At 63.8% G+C, this 13,722-nt stretch carries 16 protein-coding genes, 1 tRNA gene and 1 riboswitch (1 of these 18 cut by a window edge); of the genes, 14 read left to right on the top strand and 3 right to left on the bottom strand.

What is annotated here, in order from left to right:
• Nucleotides 1-7 precede the first annotated feature (7 nt).
• The 5 genes from V3H18_RS07155 to V3H18_RS07135 all read left to right on the top strand — a co-directional run bounded on the left by V3H18_RS07155 (nt 8) and on the right by V3H18_RS07135 (nt 4,004).
• Nucleotides 8-2,314: a TonB-dependent receptor family protein gene (locus V3H18_RS07155; protein ID WP_408631769.1), complete on the top strand. Its 2,307-nt coding sequence runs from the start codon at nt 8-10 to the stop codon at nt 2,312-2,314.
• A gap of 273 nt (nt 2,315-2,587) precedes the next feature.
• The gene (locus V3H18_RS07150; RefSeq protein ID WP_332081295.1) at nt 2,588-2,950 is read left to right on the top strand and encodes a DUF2946 family protein; all 363 of its coding nucleotides are present in this window, start codon (nt 2,588-2,590) and stop codon (nt 2,948-2,950) included.
• A gap of 123 nt (nt 2,951-3,073) precedes the next feature.
• On the top strand, nt 3,074-3,301 hold the full coding sequence (locus V3H18_RS07145; protein WP_332081294.1) for a hypothetical protein: 228 nt from the start codon (nt 3,074-3,076) through the stop codon (nt 3,299-3,301).
• A gap of 5 nt (nt 3,302-3,306) precedes the next feature.
• Nucleotides 3,307-3,720 (top strand): hypothetical protein, encoded by a 414-nt coding sequence (locus tag V3H18_RS07140; RefSeq protein WP_332081293.1) that lies wholly within the window; start codon nt 3,307-3,309, stop codon nt 3,718-3,720.
• Between the two features lie 140 nt (nt 3,721-3,860).
• Nucleotides 3,861-4,004 (top strand): hypothetical protein, encoded by a 144-nt coding sequence (locus V3H18_RS07135; RefSeq protein ID WP_332081291.1) that lies wholly within the window; start codon nt 3,861-3,863, stop codon nt 4,002-4,004.
• A gap of 26 nt (nt 4,005-4,030) precedes the next feature.
• Here the strand turns inward: V3H18_RS07135 and V3H18_RS07130 are convergent, their stop codons facing one another.
• Nucleotides 4,031-5,233, bottom strand: coding sequence for an O-succinylhomoserine sulfhydrylase (locus V3H18_RS07130; RefSeq protein ID WP_332081290.1), 1,203 nt, complete (start codon nt 5,231-5,233; stop codon nt 4,031-4,033).
• A gap of 77 nt (nt 5,234-5,310) precedes the next feature.
• A riboswitch (SAM riboswitch) is annotated at nt 5,311-5,389 on the bottom strand.
• A 115-nt stretch (nt 5,390-5,504) separates the two neighbouring features.
• Here V3H18_RS07130 and V3H18_RS07125 point away from each other — a divergent pair.
• From V3H18_RS07125 to V3H18_RS07110, 4 genes are all read left to right on the top strand, one after another.
• On the top strand, nt 5,505-6,617 hold the full coding sequence (locus V3H18_RS07125) for a 2'-deoxycytidine 5'-triphosphate deaminase (RefSeq protein WP_332081289.1): 1,113 nt from the start codon (nt 5,505-5,507) through the stop codon (nt 6,615-6,617).
• Nucleotides 6,618-6,682: 65 nt separating this feature from the next.
• The gene (locus V3H18_RS07120) at nt 6,683-6,967 is read left to right on the top strand and encodes a CopG family ribbon-helix-helix protein (protein ID WP_332081288.1); all 285 of its coding nucleotides are present in this window, start codon (nt 6,683-6,685) and stop codon (nt 6,965-6,967) included.
• Between the two features lie 3 nt (nt 6,968-6,970).
• A complete protein-coding gene (locus tag V3H18_RS07115; protein WP_332081287.1) occupies nt 6,971-7,255 on the top strand; it encodes a type II toxin-antitoxin system RelE/ParE family toxin in 285 nt (94 codons plus the stop codon).
• Nucleotides 7,256-7,326: 71 nt separating this feature from the next.
• Nucleotides 7,327-8,331 carry a c-type cytochrome gene (locus tag V3H18_RS07110; RefSeq protein WP_332081286.1) on the top strand — a complete coding sequence of 335 codons (1,005 nt, stop codon included), beginning with the start codon at nt 7,327-7,329 and terminating at the stop codon, nt 8,329-8,331.
• A gap of 96 nt (nt 8,332-8,427) precedes the next feature.
• Here the strand turns inward: V3H18_RS07110 and V3H18_RS07105 are convergent, their stop codons facing one another.
• The gene (locus V3H18_RS07105; RefSeq protein WP_332081285.1) at nt 8,428-8,940 is read right to left on the bottom strand and encodes a hypothetical protein; all 513 of its coding nucleotides are present in this window, start codon (nt 8,938-8,940) and stop codon (nt 8,428-8,430) included.
• 154 nt (nt 8,941-9,094) lie between these two features.
• Between V3H18_RS07105 and V3H18_RS07100 the strand changes: the two genes are divergently transcribed.
• From V3H18_RS07100 to V3H18_RS07080, 5 genes are all read left to right on the top strand, one after another.
• Nucleotides 9,095-9,169 (top strand) — tRNA-Gly (locus V3H18_RS07100).
• A gap of 106 nt (nt 9,170-9,275) precedes the next feature.
• The gene (aroA, locus tag V3H18_RS07095; protein WP_332081284.1) at nt 9,276-10,625 is read left to right on the top strand and encodes a 3-phosphoshikimate 1-carboxyvinyltransferase; all 1,350 of its coding nucleotides are present in this window, start codon (nt 9,276-9,278) and stop codon (nt 10,623-10,625) included.
• A complete protein-coding gene (gene cmk, locus V3H18_RS07090) occupies nt 10,622-11,251 on the top strand; it encodes a (d)CMP kinase (protein WP_332081283.1) in 630 nt (209 codons plus the stop codon). The genes aroA and cmk overlap by 4 nt, the downstream gene beginning before the upstream one ends.
• Nucleotides 11,252-11,431: 180 nt before the next feature.
• A complete protein-coding gene (gene gluQRS, locus V3H18_RS07085; RefSeq protein WP_332081282.1) occupies nt 11,432-12,289 on the top strand; it encodes a tRNA glutamyl-Q(34) synthetase GluQRS in 858 nt (285 codons plus the stop codon).
• Nucleotides 12,290-12,462: 173 nt separating this feature from the next.
• A complete protein-coding gene (locus V3H18_RS07080) occupies nt 12,463-12,729 on the top strand; it encodes a phosphopantetheine-binding protein (RefSeq protein WP_332081280.1) in 267 nt (88 codons plus the stop codon).
• Between the two features lie 66 nt (nt 12,730-12,795).
• Here the strand turns inward: V3H18_RS07080 and V3H18_RS07075 are convergent, their stop codons facing one another.
• On the bottom strand, nt 12,796-13,722 hold the end of the coding sequence (locus tag V3H18_RS07075; RefSeq protein ID WP_332081278.1) for a M23 family metallopeptidase. Its footprint extends 1,116 nt past the window's final position; the window shows 927 of its 2,043 coding nt (coding positions 1,117-2,043); its start codon lies off the right edge, out of view; it ends in the stop codon at nt 12,796-12,798.

Genomic DNA, 13,722 nt, shown 5'->3' with positions numbered 1-13,722 from the left:
CACGGGGCTGGTTGGCCGTCCGGCTCCGGGACCCGCGCGCGTCACGACGGCGGCGCCGGCGCCCGGGCCTTCGGCGCCGGCCGCTCCGGGATTCAGCCCCAAGAAACTGGCGCTTCCGGTGTATCGCGATCCCACCGGGCAGACGTTCACGACGGTCCAAGGCAAGGACTTCGATACAATGCCGCTCGTGACGGTTCGCGAGATGCTCCAATACAGTCCCGGCGTCTCGTTCAAACAGGGCAATGGTCCGCGCGACATCGTCATATCAATTCGCGGCTCCTCCGCGCGCAACGGCTTCGGCGTTCGCAATATCGTGATGCTCGAGGACGGCTTCTCGGTCACGCAGCCCGACGGCTTGTCGCGCACCGACTTGACCGATCCGCACGCCTATGCGGGCGTCGACGTCTATCGTGGCCCGTCCTCCGCCCTGTTCGGTAATTTCGCCAATGGCGGCGCGATCAATTTTCGCACGCGCACCGGCGCCGAAATCGACGGCGTCCAGGTCGGAAGCGAATTCGGATCCTATGGATATCTCAATAATTTCACCGCTATCGGCAAACGCGTCGGCAATGTGGACATCGCCATTTTCGCCAGCGACGTGCGCGGCGACGGCTGGACTCTCCATAATCGTTACGACACGCAGACCGTTAACGCGACGGCGCGCTGGCAGGTGACGCCCGACGACCTTCTAACTTTCAAGTTCATCCACAATCAGCTCTACGGCGATTTGTCGGCGCGCCTGTCTCTCAATCAATATTATCTCAATCCCTATCAGGGCGGCTGCTATGCATTAACTCAGGCCGGCGGGACGACGCCGCTCGGCTATCTCGCTCGATCCTTGTGCGGCAGCGCCAGCGTCCCGCTTTTCGGGCTCAATGGGACAGGCGGGCCAAGTTATCAGACGACCGCCTCGCTGGCGGGCTTCAATCGCAACGATCGTCGCGACGTGCTCGGCCTGCGCTGGGAGCATAATTTCGACGCCAATACGGTTTGGCGCACGCAGGCCATATATGACGACAAGAACATCATTCAGCCGACGGGCAGCACCGCCGCCCTGCAGGACGAACCGGCCGTAAACGCCAGCACCGACATTACGCAATTGGGGTCGCTCATGGGGTTCGAGGCGCGGCATTTCGCCGGCCTCTACTTCAATCGCACCCGCTATACGAGCTACACCAATAATACGCTGCCCGTTGGCAATGGCGCGAGTGGCGCGATCCAGGCCAAGCAAAACGCCATGATGCAGAATCTCGGCGCGCGCGGCCGCGAAGAGGTCGCGCTGTCGAAGGATGTGACAATGGTCCTCGGGCTTGCCTCCGAGATGACCAAGATCGCGGCGATACAGGATCAGTACACCTATGTGAATACGCCAGCCAGCGCGAACTTCGGCCGGATCGCGACATGGCAGGGCGTCACCGTCAACAAAACCTATTGGAACTTCGGCCCCGAAGCGTCGGTGACCTGGCGCGCTCTGCCCGAACTGCTGACGCATTTTCGCGCGTCGAGCGGCTATGGCACGCCCAATCCCGGCCAGCTCTTCGTCAATCAGCAGGGTCAACCCGGCGCAAACACCGATCTGAAAACGCAGCGCAACATCGGCTTCGACATCGGCTTCGACTGGCGGCCGGATGAGACGCTTCTCCTCAGCCTGACCGGCTTCCACGAATGGTATCAGAACGAGCAGTTGACCCAATCGCCCGGCGCCGGCTTGCTCAACTACACCTTCAACGCGCCCGGATCGGCGCATCGCGGCGTCGAGGCGCTCGCCGACTGGCGTCCGATCGAGGGCTGGCGGGTGATGGCGAACTATTCATATAACAATCAGATATTCACGAGCTTTACGGAGTTGCTGGGCACTTCTGGAGCCACGGGTCGAACCGGCTCTTTCGATCGAGCCGGCTATAAAATCCCCAATGTCGCGCCGCATACGGCGACGGGGCGGCTCGGCTACGACCAGCCCCATGGGGACTTCAAGGGTGTCGGAGCCTTCGTCGAATATGTCTATCAAAGCTCCTATTTCCTCGACAACGGCAATGTCCTGACGATGCCGGGCTATGGCCTCGTCAATGCGAATGTTCACTTCGACAGGGACATCGAGGGGAGCCTGCTCAAGAACTTCGCCCTTTATTTCGAGGTGCGGAACATCTTCGACAGAAACTGGATCGCATCCGCGAACAACATTCAAAACACGGTGGCGCTGGTCAATGGCGTCGTCGTTCAGAACGGATATGCGCAGTTGGCGCAGAACGGGACTGGCTCCATCTACGCCGGCAATCCTCGTCTCTTCCAAGGCGGCGTGAAGTTCAAATTCTAGCGCGCTTTCCGATCGGACGGACTCGTCCGATCGATAAGAAATCGCGCCAACTCAATACGCTGGAGCAAGTTCTGATCGAAAAAGTCTGTCAACTTTTTCGGAACTTGCTCTAGGATGACGCAGCGCAACAAGGGTCAGGCGCTTTGACGCAGTGTCGACGGCCGCGGCGGGATTAACTTGCCGCGGCCTCCGCTTTTTGCTTACATCGCCCCGCGCGCGTGAATTCGACATGCGCGGGGCGGGGCCCTGCCCGGAACCTGGCGTGAAATCCTCATGCGTCGCAACTGGCTGACGATTTTGCTGTTCGCGCTGGCGTTGGCCATTCAGGCCCTCGCGCCGGCGGCGGCGCATGTCGTGACGCAGGCGGGCGCGACCAATGTCGTCGACGAAATTTGCCTCAAGGACGCCGGCTCCACCCAGCCGATGCAGACGCCCGGCCATCTCAAGGGCCATGGCCTCTGCCTCTTCTGTCAATCTTATTGCGATGGGGTCGCGCCGCTTGCGGCGCGCGCCGTTCATATTGGCGCGGCGCCCGTTCAATGGACCGCTCTTTCATGGGGGACGGCGAGCGGCACGCCGCGGACGTTTTCTCGCGATTATTCCCGACAGGCCCGAGCGCCGCCCGCGACCTTCTGATCTTCGCCACGCTGTCGCGTCGCTTTGCGCCCTTCATGGCCGGACCCATCCGGCCGCGCGAAGCTTTTTAAGCGACCCGGGTCAGAATAAAGCCGCGTCAAGCGGCGGATCGGGAAGGAATAGATGTTTCGCAAACGAAAACTCAATGGCCGCGAGAGCATTGTCGCCGCCGCCGCGCTCGAATCCATGAACGAGCGTGAAGGCCGCGAAGCCGCGCCGCCGGGCATGGCGGCGCTCGCCGCGCTCGCGCCGGGCATGCGCTCTTGGCGGGAAACGCGTCGGGGCGTCATCCGCCTCATCGATCTTGAGCGTCGCGCGCGATTCGCGCGGCCGCTCACCGACGCGACCTGAAGCCCATGTCGCGATCGGCGACCGCCTTCGCCAAAACCCGTCGCGCCGTCGCGCGGCCCAGCGCGGCGCTGCTCCTTATGGCGGCGTCGATCTGGGTCGTCGCGCCGCTCGCGAGAGGGATTGGCGAAGCGGGCGTCGGCGGCCGCTGGGTCGCGCAATTGTTCATCTGCTTCGCGTCGGGGTCCTCCCAACCCGACGCGCTTCCGGGGCGACCAGGCCCCAAGGACGACCGCTCCGCCTGCGCCCTTTGTCAGGCGTTTTGCAGCGGCTCCGCGCCCCTCGCGGCGCGGCCTGGTCAGCTTGGCGCGACGCCCGTCCAGAGCTTTAAGCTCGCATGGACGGTGGCGGACCGCGTCGCGCCAACGCCCCGGCGTCGCCTCTCTCACCGACCGCGCGCGCCCCCGGCGCAATTCGGCTGATTGTCGCAAGCGGCCTGCGTCGGCGCGGCTTCTTCTCACCCGCCGCCGCGGGCCGCCAGCGACGACTTTCGCTCAAAGGGCGAAGGCGCGTCTTCGACGCCGGCGAGGCGTCCGGTTCGGCGTAAGAGAAGCATAGGGTTATGTCGATGGGCGAGTTGATGACGGGCGTCGCGCTCGAAAGCTTTTGCGCCATTCTGACGGCGTTCTATTTCGTCGCCGAATGCGCGCTGCAGGAGTCTGCGGTTCCGGCGCGCGAGGCAATGAAGCCGGGCGCCAGGCGTTGAACGCTATCTTGTCGGATTAGAGCAATCTAGCCGCGCGCGGCGGTCCAAAGACCGCGCGCAAGATCGTCGAGGAGATCGTCTATGTCCTCGATGCCGACGGAAAGCCGCAGCAATCCCTCGCCGATGCCGAGCGTCGCGCGCGCCTCGGGCGTCAGGCGCTGATGCGTCGTCGTCGCCGGATGGGTGATGAGGCTCTTGGCGTCGCCGAGATTGTTGGAAATCTTGATCACGTCGAGCGCATTGGCGAGGCGGAAGGCCGTCTCTTTGCCGCCCGCGACGTCGAAGCTCACGAGCGTCCCGCCGCCCGACATTTGCCTGCGCGCGAGTTCCGCCTGCGGATGGTCGGCGCGGAACGGGTAGAGGACGCGCGCTACGCCTTTCTGTTCGGCGAGGAAATCCGCGATTTTGGCGGCGCTCGCCGCCTGCTGCGCGACGCGCAGCGGCAGGGTCTCTAGGCCCTTGAGCATCACCCAGGCGTTGAAGGGCGACATCGCCGGCCCGGTCTGGCGCAGGAAATTATGGACGCTCTCTTCGATCAGCGCCTGCGAGGCGAGAATGATTCCGCCAAGACATCGGCCCTGGCCGTCGATGTGCTTGGTCGCGGAATAGACGACGACATCGGCGCCGAAGTCGAAGGGCTTTTGCAGGAGCGGGGTCGCGAAGACATTGTCGACGATCAGCTTCGCGCCCGCTTCGTGAGCGATGTCGGCGATAGCTTTAAGATCGTAAACCTCGAGGCCGGGATTGGTGGGGCTTTCGAGGAAGAAGAGCTTGGTCTCCGGCCGCACGGCCGCTTTCCACTGCGCGAGATCGGCGCCGTCGACGAGCGTCGAGGCGACGCCGAGACGCGGCAGCAAATCCTCGATCACATAAAGGCAGGAGCCAAAGAGCGCCCGCGCGGCGACGACATGGTCGCCGGCCTTCGCCTGGGCGAGCAGGCTCGCGGTGACGGCGGCCATGCCGCTCGCCGTGGCGCGCGCCGCCTCCGCGCCTTCGAGCAGGATCATCCGCTGCTCGAACATGGCGACCGTCGGATTGGAGAAGCGCGAATAGACGAAACCCGGCTCCTCGCCCTTAAAACGCGCCTCGGCGGCCTCCATCGTCGGATAGGCGAAGCTCTGCGTGAGAAAGAGCGCCTCCGACAATTCGCCAAAGGAAGAGCGCAGCGCGCCGCCATGCACGAGCTGCGTCGCGGGTTTGAGCGGCTTGCGCGGAGCCTCGCTGGACATGTCCTCTCCCTCGGCGCCAAGTCGCGCCATGACTAGAACGCGCCGAATAGCGCGCTGTTGCATAAAAAGCGGGTTTCCTCAGGGAAGACCCGGCCTTTTAGCGCGTTGTTTTTCGTGGCGGCAAGCCGGCCGGCTCAAATAACCACGGACGCCCTATAGACGGCAGAGGGACCTGAGCTGTCAACAGGGTCGTCTTGAAAGGCGGCGCGATTTGGCGCTTATGCCAGCGAGACGAGCCGTTTTGACGAGGGATGCGGGGGACGACAGGCGAATGAGCGGCGTGCTCTCCAGCCGGCAGATAGAGGCGATGGCCGAGGCCGGCGCGATCCGGCTCGCGGCGCCTCTCGCACATGACCAAATCCAGCCCGCGAGCCTCGATCTGCGCCTCGGCCCCAGGGCCTATCGCGTGCGCGCGAGCTTTCTGCCCGGCAGGAGCCGGGGCGTCGAGGCGCTGCTCTCCGCGCTCAAATATGACGAGATGTCGCTCGAGGGCGACGGCGCGGTGCTCGAGCGCGGCTGCTTCTATGTCGTGCCGCTGATGGAGAGCCTGACGCTCGGCGCGAATATTTCCGGCGCCGCCAATCCCAAGAGCTCCACCGGCCGGCTCGACATTTTTACGCGCCTCATCGCCGATCGCGGCGAGCGTTTCGACGAGGTGGAGGCAGGCTATCAGGGGCCGCTTTACGCCGAAGTCTCGCCGCGCAGCTTTTCCATTCGCGCGCGCAAGGGCTCGCGCCTCAATCAACTGCGCTTTCGCGTCCAGAGCCCGACCGTTGCGCCCGGCGCGGCGCCGAGCGGCGTCTTAAGCGACGCGGCGCTTATGGACCTGCATAAGAAGGCCCCGCTCGTCGACGGGCCGCTCAATCTGCGCGACGGCGTCGTGCTGCGCGTCGCCCTTAGCGCCGACGCTTTCGGCGGGATCGTCGGCTATCGCGCGCAAAAGCACACGGATGTGATCGACGTCGACCGCATCGGCGCCTATCGGATCGACGATTATTGGGACCCTCTGCCCGCGCGCGACGGCAGGCTCATTCTCGATCCGGGCGACTTCTATATTCTCGCCTCGCGCGAGCGGCTCGCCATTCCGCCCGACCTCGCCGCCGAAATGGCGCCGATGGACGCCGCGATCGGCGAATTTCGCGTCCATTACGCCGGCTTCTTTGATCCGGGCTTTGGGGCGGGGCCGGGCGGGCGGCCGAGCGCGCGCGCCGTGCTGGAGGTGCGTTCGCGCGAAGTGCCGTTCATTCTGGAGGACGGCCAGTTCATCGGCCGCCTCGTCTATGAGCAAATGGCCGAGACGCCCCAAGCGCTTTATGGCGAGAGCGGCGTGTCGAATTATCAGGGGCAGGGACTGAAGCTTTCGAAACATTTCAAGGTGGCGTAGCGGAGTTGAGTTTCGTATACATTGTCTTACAATGAATACTTCTTGGCTTTCCGATGCGTGCGATCATGCCGACAGTACCCTTCACCCTTCGAATCGACGCTGCGATCAAGAAGCGCCTCGAACAGGAGGCGAAACGCGAAGATCGTTCGGCCGCCTATGTCGCGCAGCAGGCGATCCACGCCTATGTCGAGGCGAAGGAGCGCGCGCGGGCCGCGATCCGCGCCGCCGAGACCGAGGCGGATAAAGGCGTCTTTGTCTCGGGCGCCGCGATGGACGAATGGGTGCGCTCCTGGGGCTCGGACGAGGAGCGGCCGATGCCGCAACCGGATATTTTCCCGCCGCGCCGCTGACATATGGAGATTGTCTATCTCCCTTCGGCCGGCGTCGGCCTCAACTGGTTTCGGCGTTACTACACGCAGGTTTTTCCCGAGGGCGAGAAGCGCGCGATCGCCCAATACGAAAAAATGAAAAAGGTTCTCCTGGCCGCTCCTTTGGCGGGCCATCCCATAGGGGATAATGACAGCCGCGAATATGTGATGCCGAGGACGCCCTTTTCGGTCGTCTATCGCGTGCGTGGCGAACAGATTCAGATTCTCCTCATCCTCGACCATCGCGCCGAGCGCCTGCCGACGCCCTGAGCGCACTTGCGAAGCCGCATGCTAAGCTTCCGAGAATGGAGCAGCCGACGATTTTCAAGCGGAGTGATCTCATGCGCTGGACTTTTCTGGGCGGCGCGCTTTTGGCGCTGTCGATCGCGACTTTCGCCTGCGCCGAGGAAATCGGCGCGCAAAGCGCGAAAATCTGGTCGGTTCCGCAGGTGGACGCGCTGCCTTACGACGCGCATGGCCGGCTTATCCGCCATGGCCGCGATCTCATCACCGCGACATATGCCCATATCGGGCCGGACATGCCCGACCGCGCGCAGCGCTTTGCGGGCAATAATCTTGCCTGCGGCAATTGCCATCTCGACGCCGGCGTTAAGAAATTCGGCCTGCCCATTTTCGGCCTCACCGAGGATTTTCCCGCCTATAGCGCCCGCGCCGGGGCCGAAATCAGTCTTCAAGACCGCGTCAATTCCTGCATGACGCGCAGCATGAACGGCCGCCCATTGCCGGCGGCCTCGCCGCAGATGCGGGCCATTGTCGCCTATATCGGATTCCTCTCGCTTGGCCTGCGCAAGGGCGAGAAGCTCTCCGGGCTCGGCGCGGGAGCGATGCCGGAGCTCGACCGCGCCGCCGATCCCATGCGCGGGCGCGACCGCGACATCTATCAGGGGCGCTGCATCGGCTGCCACAATGTCGATGGCGCCGGCGTGCAGAACAGCCTGCCCGGGCTTGGCGCCGGCTACGCCTTTCCGCCGCTCTGGGGGTCGGACAGTTTCAATGACGGCGCCGGCATGGCGCGGCTGATCACGGCGTCCAATTTCATTCATTCCAACATGCCGGACGGCGTCGATTATCTGCATCCGCGTCTTGCGGTCGATGAGGCCTGGGACGTCGCGGCCTTGATGGTGTCGAAGCCAAGGCCGAATCGGGCGGGGCTCGAAAAGGATTTCCCCGACCTTCTGAAGAAGCCGGTCGACGCGCCCTACGGGCCCTACGCCGACGGCTTTTCCGAAGAGCAGCATAAATATGGGCCTTATGGGCCGATTCGCGAAAAGCTGAAGGAAATCGAGAAGGAAAAAGGCGAAGTGAGAAATCCGAACGTGAAGTAACTGCGCGCAGGCGAAGATTCTTTTTTCCTCGCCTTTCCTCAGCATGAGGCCGGAGAACTATAAGGTTTTAATTGGGATTTTATTCAAAAAGTTATTTCAGTTTGATACCAACGCTTCGGTATTGTCGGGCAGTGCAGTTTTTTTCTTTGGTATCTTGATGAGATACGGTTTGTCGCGGTGACTGGCGTATACGCCGACATAGTGGTGGCCATCGTGAAGGTTGATGCCGATGTCGTCGCGCTTCCGAACCACACCGACCCATTTCTTCGCGGGGTCAATGTCCGAGGGGATATTGTGCGGATAACCCTTAAGCTGAGGGTTGGGAATAATATACGATTTCTTCGGGCGGACGCGTAGCTGCTGGTAAAACGATGTCATCTCGAATAAAATCATGTGCGTAATCATTGTCGTTTCTCTGCCGCGATTTGTAACGGTGAGAATAAGTAGATCCTTTTCATCGAATTCTGAATCGCCGCCGATGGTCATCCCATCCACCATCAGACTAAGATGCAATCGAGGCCGAGCTTCATACCAACTCCTAAAATTCAACAGTAGAGCAGCAGTACCAACGGCCGCAGCATAAATTGAAATCCAGTTACTTTCTTCCATCTAACGCCTCCGCTATGCAAATTGTCACCGTGAATGAACTCAGCGAAGGATGCAATTGCGCTGAGCGGCTCGCTCCGCTACATTTCGACGTTCTCTTTGTCGTGCCCAAAGCGTGCTACGAAGAACATCAGAGACACTATAAGTCGCTGATTTTGCGGGCGTAGTTCAGTGGTAGAACGACAGCTTCCCAAGCTGTATGTCGTGGGTTCGATTCCCATCGCCCGCTCCAGATTTTAACGCGTTGCGCCTATTGGCATATGGCCGCGCCGTTGAACCTCCTCCCCGAAAATGCGATGCGGCATGGGGATTGGACCATGCCCGCTCGAAAGTGACTGATGTCGCCCGCCGCCGCCCATGCTCACGCCCCCGCCGCGCCGCTCAGCGCCCATAAGTCCGGCCCGCTCACAGGGCGTCTGCGCCCGCCGGGCGACAAATCCGTCTCGCATCGCGCGCTGATCTTCGGGCTCCTTGCGGTGGGGGAGACGAAGATCGAGGGACTGCTTGAGGGCGAGGACGTGCTGCGCACGGCGCAGGCCTGCCGGCAGCTCGGGGCCAGGGTCGTGCGCCATTCCCCCGGCAATTGGAGCGTCTGGGGCGCCGGGCTCGGCTCGCTCCTGCAACCGGTCGAGACGCTCGATTTCGGCAACGCCGGCACCGGCTCGCGGCTGATGATGGGCGTCGTCGCCGGCCATCCGATCGTCGCCCGTTTCGACGGCGACGCCTCGCTGCGCAAACGGCCGATGAAGCGCATTCTCGATCCGCTCGCGCTTCAGGGCGCGCAGGTGCTGGAAGAGGCCGAAGGCGGGCGCCTGCCGCTCGTCCTGCAAGGCTCGAGCGAGCCGCTGCCGGTCGAATATAAGACGCCCGTCGCCTCGGCGCAGATCAAATCCGCCGTGCTGCTCTGCGGGCTCAACTCCCCCGGCCGAACCATCGTGATCGAGGCGGAAGCCTCGCGCGATCACACCGAGAAAATGCTCGCCCATTTCGGGGCGACCGTCGCGAGCGAGCCTTACGGCGCGCATGGCCGCAAGATCGCGCTGGAAGGGCGCCCCGAGCTGATCGCGCGCGCCGTGCGCGTGCCCGCCGATCCGTCGTCGGCCGCTTTTCCGCTGGTCGCGGCGTTGATCGTCGAGGGCTCCGACATTGTGATCGAAGGCGTGATGACCAATCCGCTGCGCAGCGGCCTGCTGACGACGCTGCAGGAGATGGGCGCCGACATCGCTCTTGAGAACCGGCGCGAGGAGGGCGGCGAGGAAGTCGCCGACATGCGCGCGCGCTTCTCGCGGCTCTCGGGCGTCGACGTGCCGGCCGAGCGCGCGCCTTCCATGATCGACGAATATCCGATCCTCGCCGTCGCCGCGGCTTTCGCCAAGGGCGAGACGCGCATGCGCGGCCTCTCCGAATTGCGCGTGAAGGAATCGGACCGGCTTGAGGCGATCGCCGCCGGTTTGCGCGTCAATGGCGTCGATTGCGAGATTATCGGCGACGACCTCATCGTGCGCGGCGGAAGCGCGAAAGGCGGCGGCTTCGTCGAAACCCATCTCGACCATCGCATCGCCATGAGCTTTCTCGTCCTGGGCCTCGCCTCCGAAAACAAGGTCGTCGTCGACGACGAGACGATGATCGCGACGAGCTTCCCCTCGTTCCGTGCGCTGATGGAGCGGCTGGGGGCGCGCTTCTCGTGAGCCTCGTCATCGCCATCGACGGCCCGGCGGCGTCGGGCAAGGGGACGCTCGCGCGCCGTCTCGCGGCGCATTACGGCTTGCCGCATCTCGACACCGGCCTGCTTTATCGGGCCGTCGCCTGCGCGCTTCTCGACGAGGGCTTGCAGCTCGACGATGCGGAGGCGGCGGTCGCGGCGGCGCGGGGCCTCTCGCTCACCGATTTCGATGAGACGCGGCTGCGCGCGCGCGACATGGGCGAGGCGGCTTCCGTCGTCGCCGCCATGCCGCCGGTGCGCGCCGCGCTAATCGACATGCAGCGCAGTTTCGCGGCGCGGCCGGAAGGCGCCGCGCTCGATGGGCGCGACATCGGCACGGTGGTTTGCCCCGGCGCCAGCGTGAAGATTTTCGTCACGGCGTCGCCCGAAACGCGCGCGACGCGCCGCGCGCTGGAGCTTGCGGGTCGCGGCGAAGAAGCTGATTACGCCGCCATTCTCGAAGACGTGAAGAAGCGCGACGCGCGCGACAGCGGGCGGAGCGCCGCGCCGCTGAAAGCCGCCGAGGACGCGGTGACGCTGGATACGACGGACCTCGACATCGAAGAAGCGTTTGCAGCGGCGCTGAAAATCGTCGAGGCGCGGCGCGGCTGAATTTCGCTAATCTCCTGGCCCCTCACCTTACCTCTCCCCGCAAGCGGGGAGAGGGGATATCCGCCTTTCGCTTACCCTTCTCCAATCCGCGCGATAGAACATATCGCGCGGCGCTGGCCGCCTCCTCTCCCCGCTTGCGGGGAGAGGTAAGGTGAGGGGCTTGGGCGAGTTCGCGAAGCGATGGATCACGATCTCAAGAGAACCTTCCGCTTCGCGCCGTCGCCCAATGGCTATCTCCATCTCGGCCACGCCTATTCGGCGCTGCTGAATTTCGATCTCGCGCGAGACTGCGGCGGGCGCTTCCTGCTGCGCATCGAGGATATCGATACGGGCCGCGCGCGGCCCGAATTCGAGGCGGCGATTGAGGAAGACCTCGCCTGGCTCGGCCTCGAATGGGAGCGGCCCGTGCGGCGCCAGTCGGCGCATTTTGGCGATTACGCGCGCGCGCTCGAGCGGCTGGACGAGATGGGGCTCCTCTACGCTTGCGACTGCAAGCGTTCGGACATCGCCCGCGCCGCGGCGGGAAAGCCAGACTGGCCGCGCGATCCTGACGGAACGCCGCTTTATCCCGGAATCTGCCGCGACAAGCGGCGCCGCCCGGCGACGGAGATTTTGCGCGCGGGCGGAGTCGCGCTGCGGCTCGATATGCGGAAGGCCCTCGCGCTTACGGGGCAGGGGCTATCATGGCGGGAATTCGGCTGTCGTGATGTCGCCGCCGATCCGGCGCAATGGGGCGATGTCGTCCTTGCCCGCAAGGATACGCCTGCGAGCTATCACATCGCCGTCGTGGTCGACGACGCGTTGCAGGGCGTGACCGATGTCGTGCGCGGCCGCGATCTCTTTTACGCGACGAGCCTGCATCGCCTGTTGCAGCGCCTGCTCGATCTGCCGGAGCCCCGCTATCGGCATCATGATCTCGTCCTCGACGAGACCGGCGAGAAGCTCGCGAAAAGCATCGCCTCGACGGCGCTGCGCGCGCTTCGCGCCGAGGGCTGGACGCCAGCCGACATCCGGCGGCGGGTAGGGCTCATACTTTAGGGCCGGGCCGCCGAAGCCGCGTTGATCCTGCGCGCCGGAGCCCCTAAGCGGCGCCAATTGGCTTAACGCTTGCCGCATCTCCCTCGTGATCTTCATGTGCGTCCCCGCACGAACATTTCCGCTTCTCCGCCTTAGCTTGGCGTCATTGCAATCAAAGCCGCAGGGAGAGCGCCATGATTGAGACCATTCAAAGCCTGATCGATCGGGAAGCCAAGATTCGCATTCCGGCGTCGAACCTGACGCCGCGCGCGAATCTCTACGAACTCGGCATGACGCCCTATACGGCGATCCGCCTGTTGCTCGCGATCGAGCGCGAATTCCGCGTCGAATTTCCACGCGACACGCTGAACCGGGAGACGATGGCGACGATGGAGAGCATCGCCCGCTGCATTCGCGCCGGACAATTCACGCCGGCTTATGAATGGCGCGACGCCGCTTGAAGAGATCGCGATCGCCGCGGAGCGAGAGCTCGCGCAGGCGGTCGATGAAGCGGATTTCGCCTGAAGCTATTTGCTGGCCTGGCGCGTCGCGACTTTCGGATTGCCGTTGGGGGCCTTGGCCATCAACCCGTCGATGCGGTCGCGCTCCTTTTTGAATTCGGCGAGAAGCCGCCCCTCGATTTCGCGCGTGCGCGCGAGCTTCACGCGCATCGGATCGACGAAATGGCCATTGACCATCACCTCGTAATGAAGATGCGGACCGGTCGAAAGGCCGGTGGAGCCGAGGAAGCCGACCGTTTGGCCCTGTTTGACGCGTACGCCCTCGGTGATGCCGCGGGCGAAGCCGGACATATGATTGTAAGTGGTGATGTAGCCGTTGGCGTGCTGGATTTCGACGCGGCGGCCATAGCCTGAGTCCCATTGGGCCTTGATGACCGTGCCATTGCCGGCGGCGAGAATCGGCGTGCCGATCGGCGCCGCCCAATCGATGCCGGTGTGCATCTTGTAATAGCCGAGAATCGGATGGCGCCGCATGCCGAAGCCCGAGCGCGTCTCGCCGACCGCGATCGGCTTGCGCACGAGGAATTTGCGGCTGGAGCGGCCGTTCTCGTCGTAATAGTCGAGCAGGCCGTCGTCGGGCGTGAAGAAGCGATAGTAACGATAGGTTTCGTTGCGCGTCGTGAGCGACGCATAGAGCAGGGAGTCGCGGCCGGCGGCCGAGCCGTCCTCCGGCTCGTCGTAGAAGACGTCGAGCGAATCGCCGCCCGAAACGCCGCGCTGGAGATCGGCGTCATTGGCGAAGACGCGCACCAGCTCATTGACGATGGGGCGCGGAATCTGCTGTTTCAGCGCGGTCTCGTAAAGCGAATCATAGAGGCGCATCGCGCCATTGTCTTCGTCTTCCGCCTCGTCGTCGGCGAGGCCGGCGCGCGATTTCGCCGGTCCGCGCTTGGCGACGGCTGTGGGCGCCGTGGGCGTCTGCACGAAAGTCCC

Source organism: Methylocystis borbori (genome assembly GCF_036576025.1).
Lineage (GTDB): Bacteria > Pseudomonadota > Alphaproteobacteria > Rhizobiales > Beijerinckiaceae > Methylocystis > Methylocystis borbori.
The sequence above is the reverse complement of the archived record's forward strand: the minus strand, read 5'-3'. Positions and strand labels throughout refer to the sequence as shown.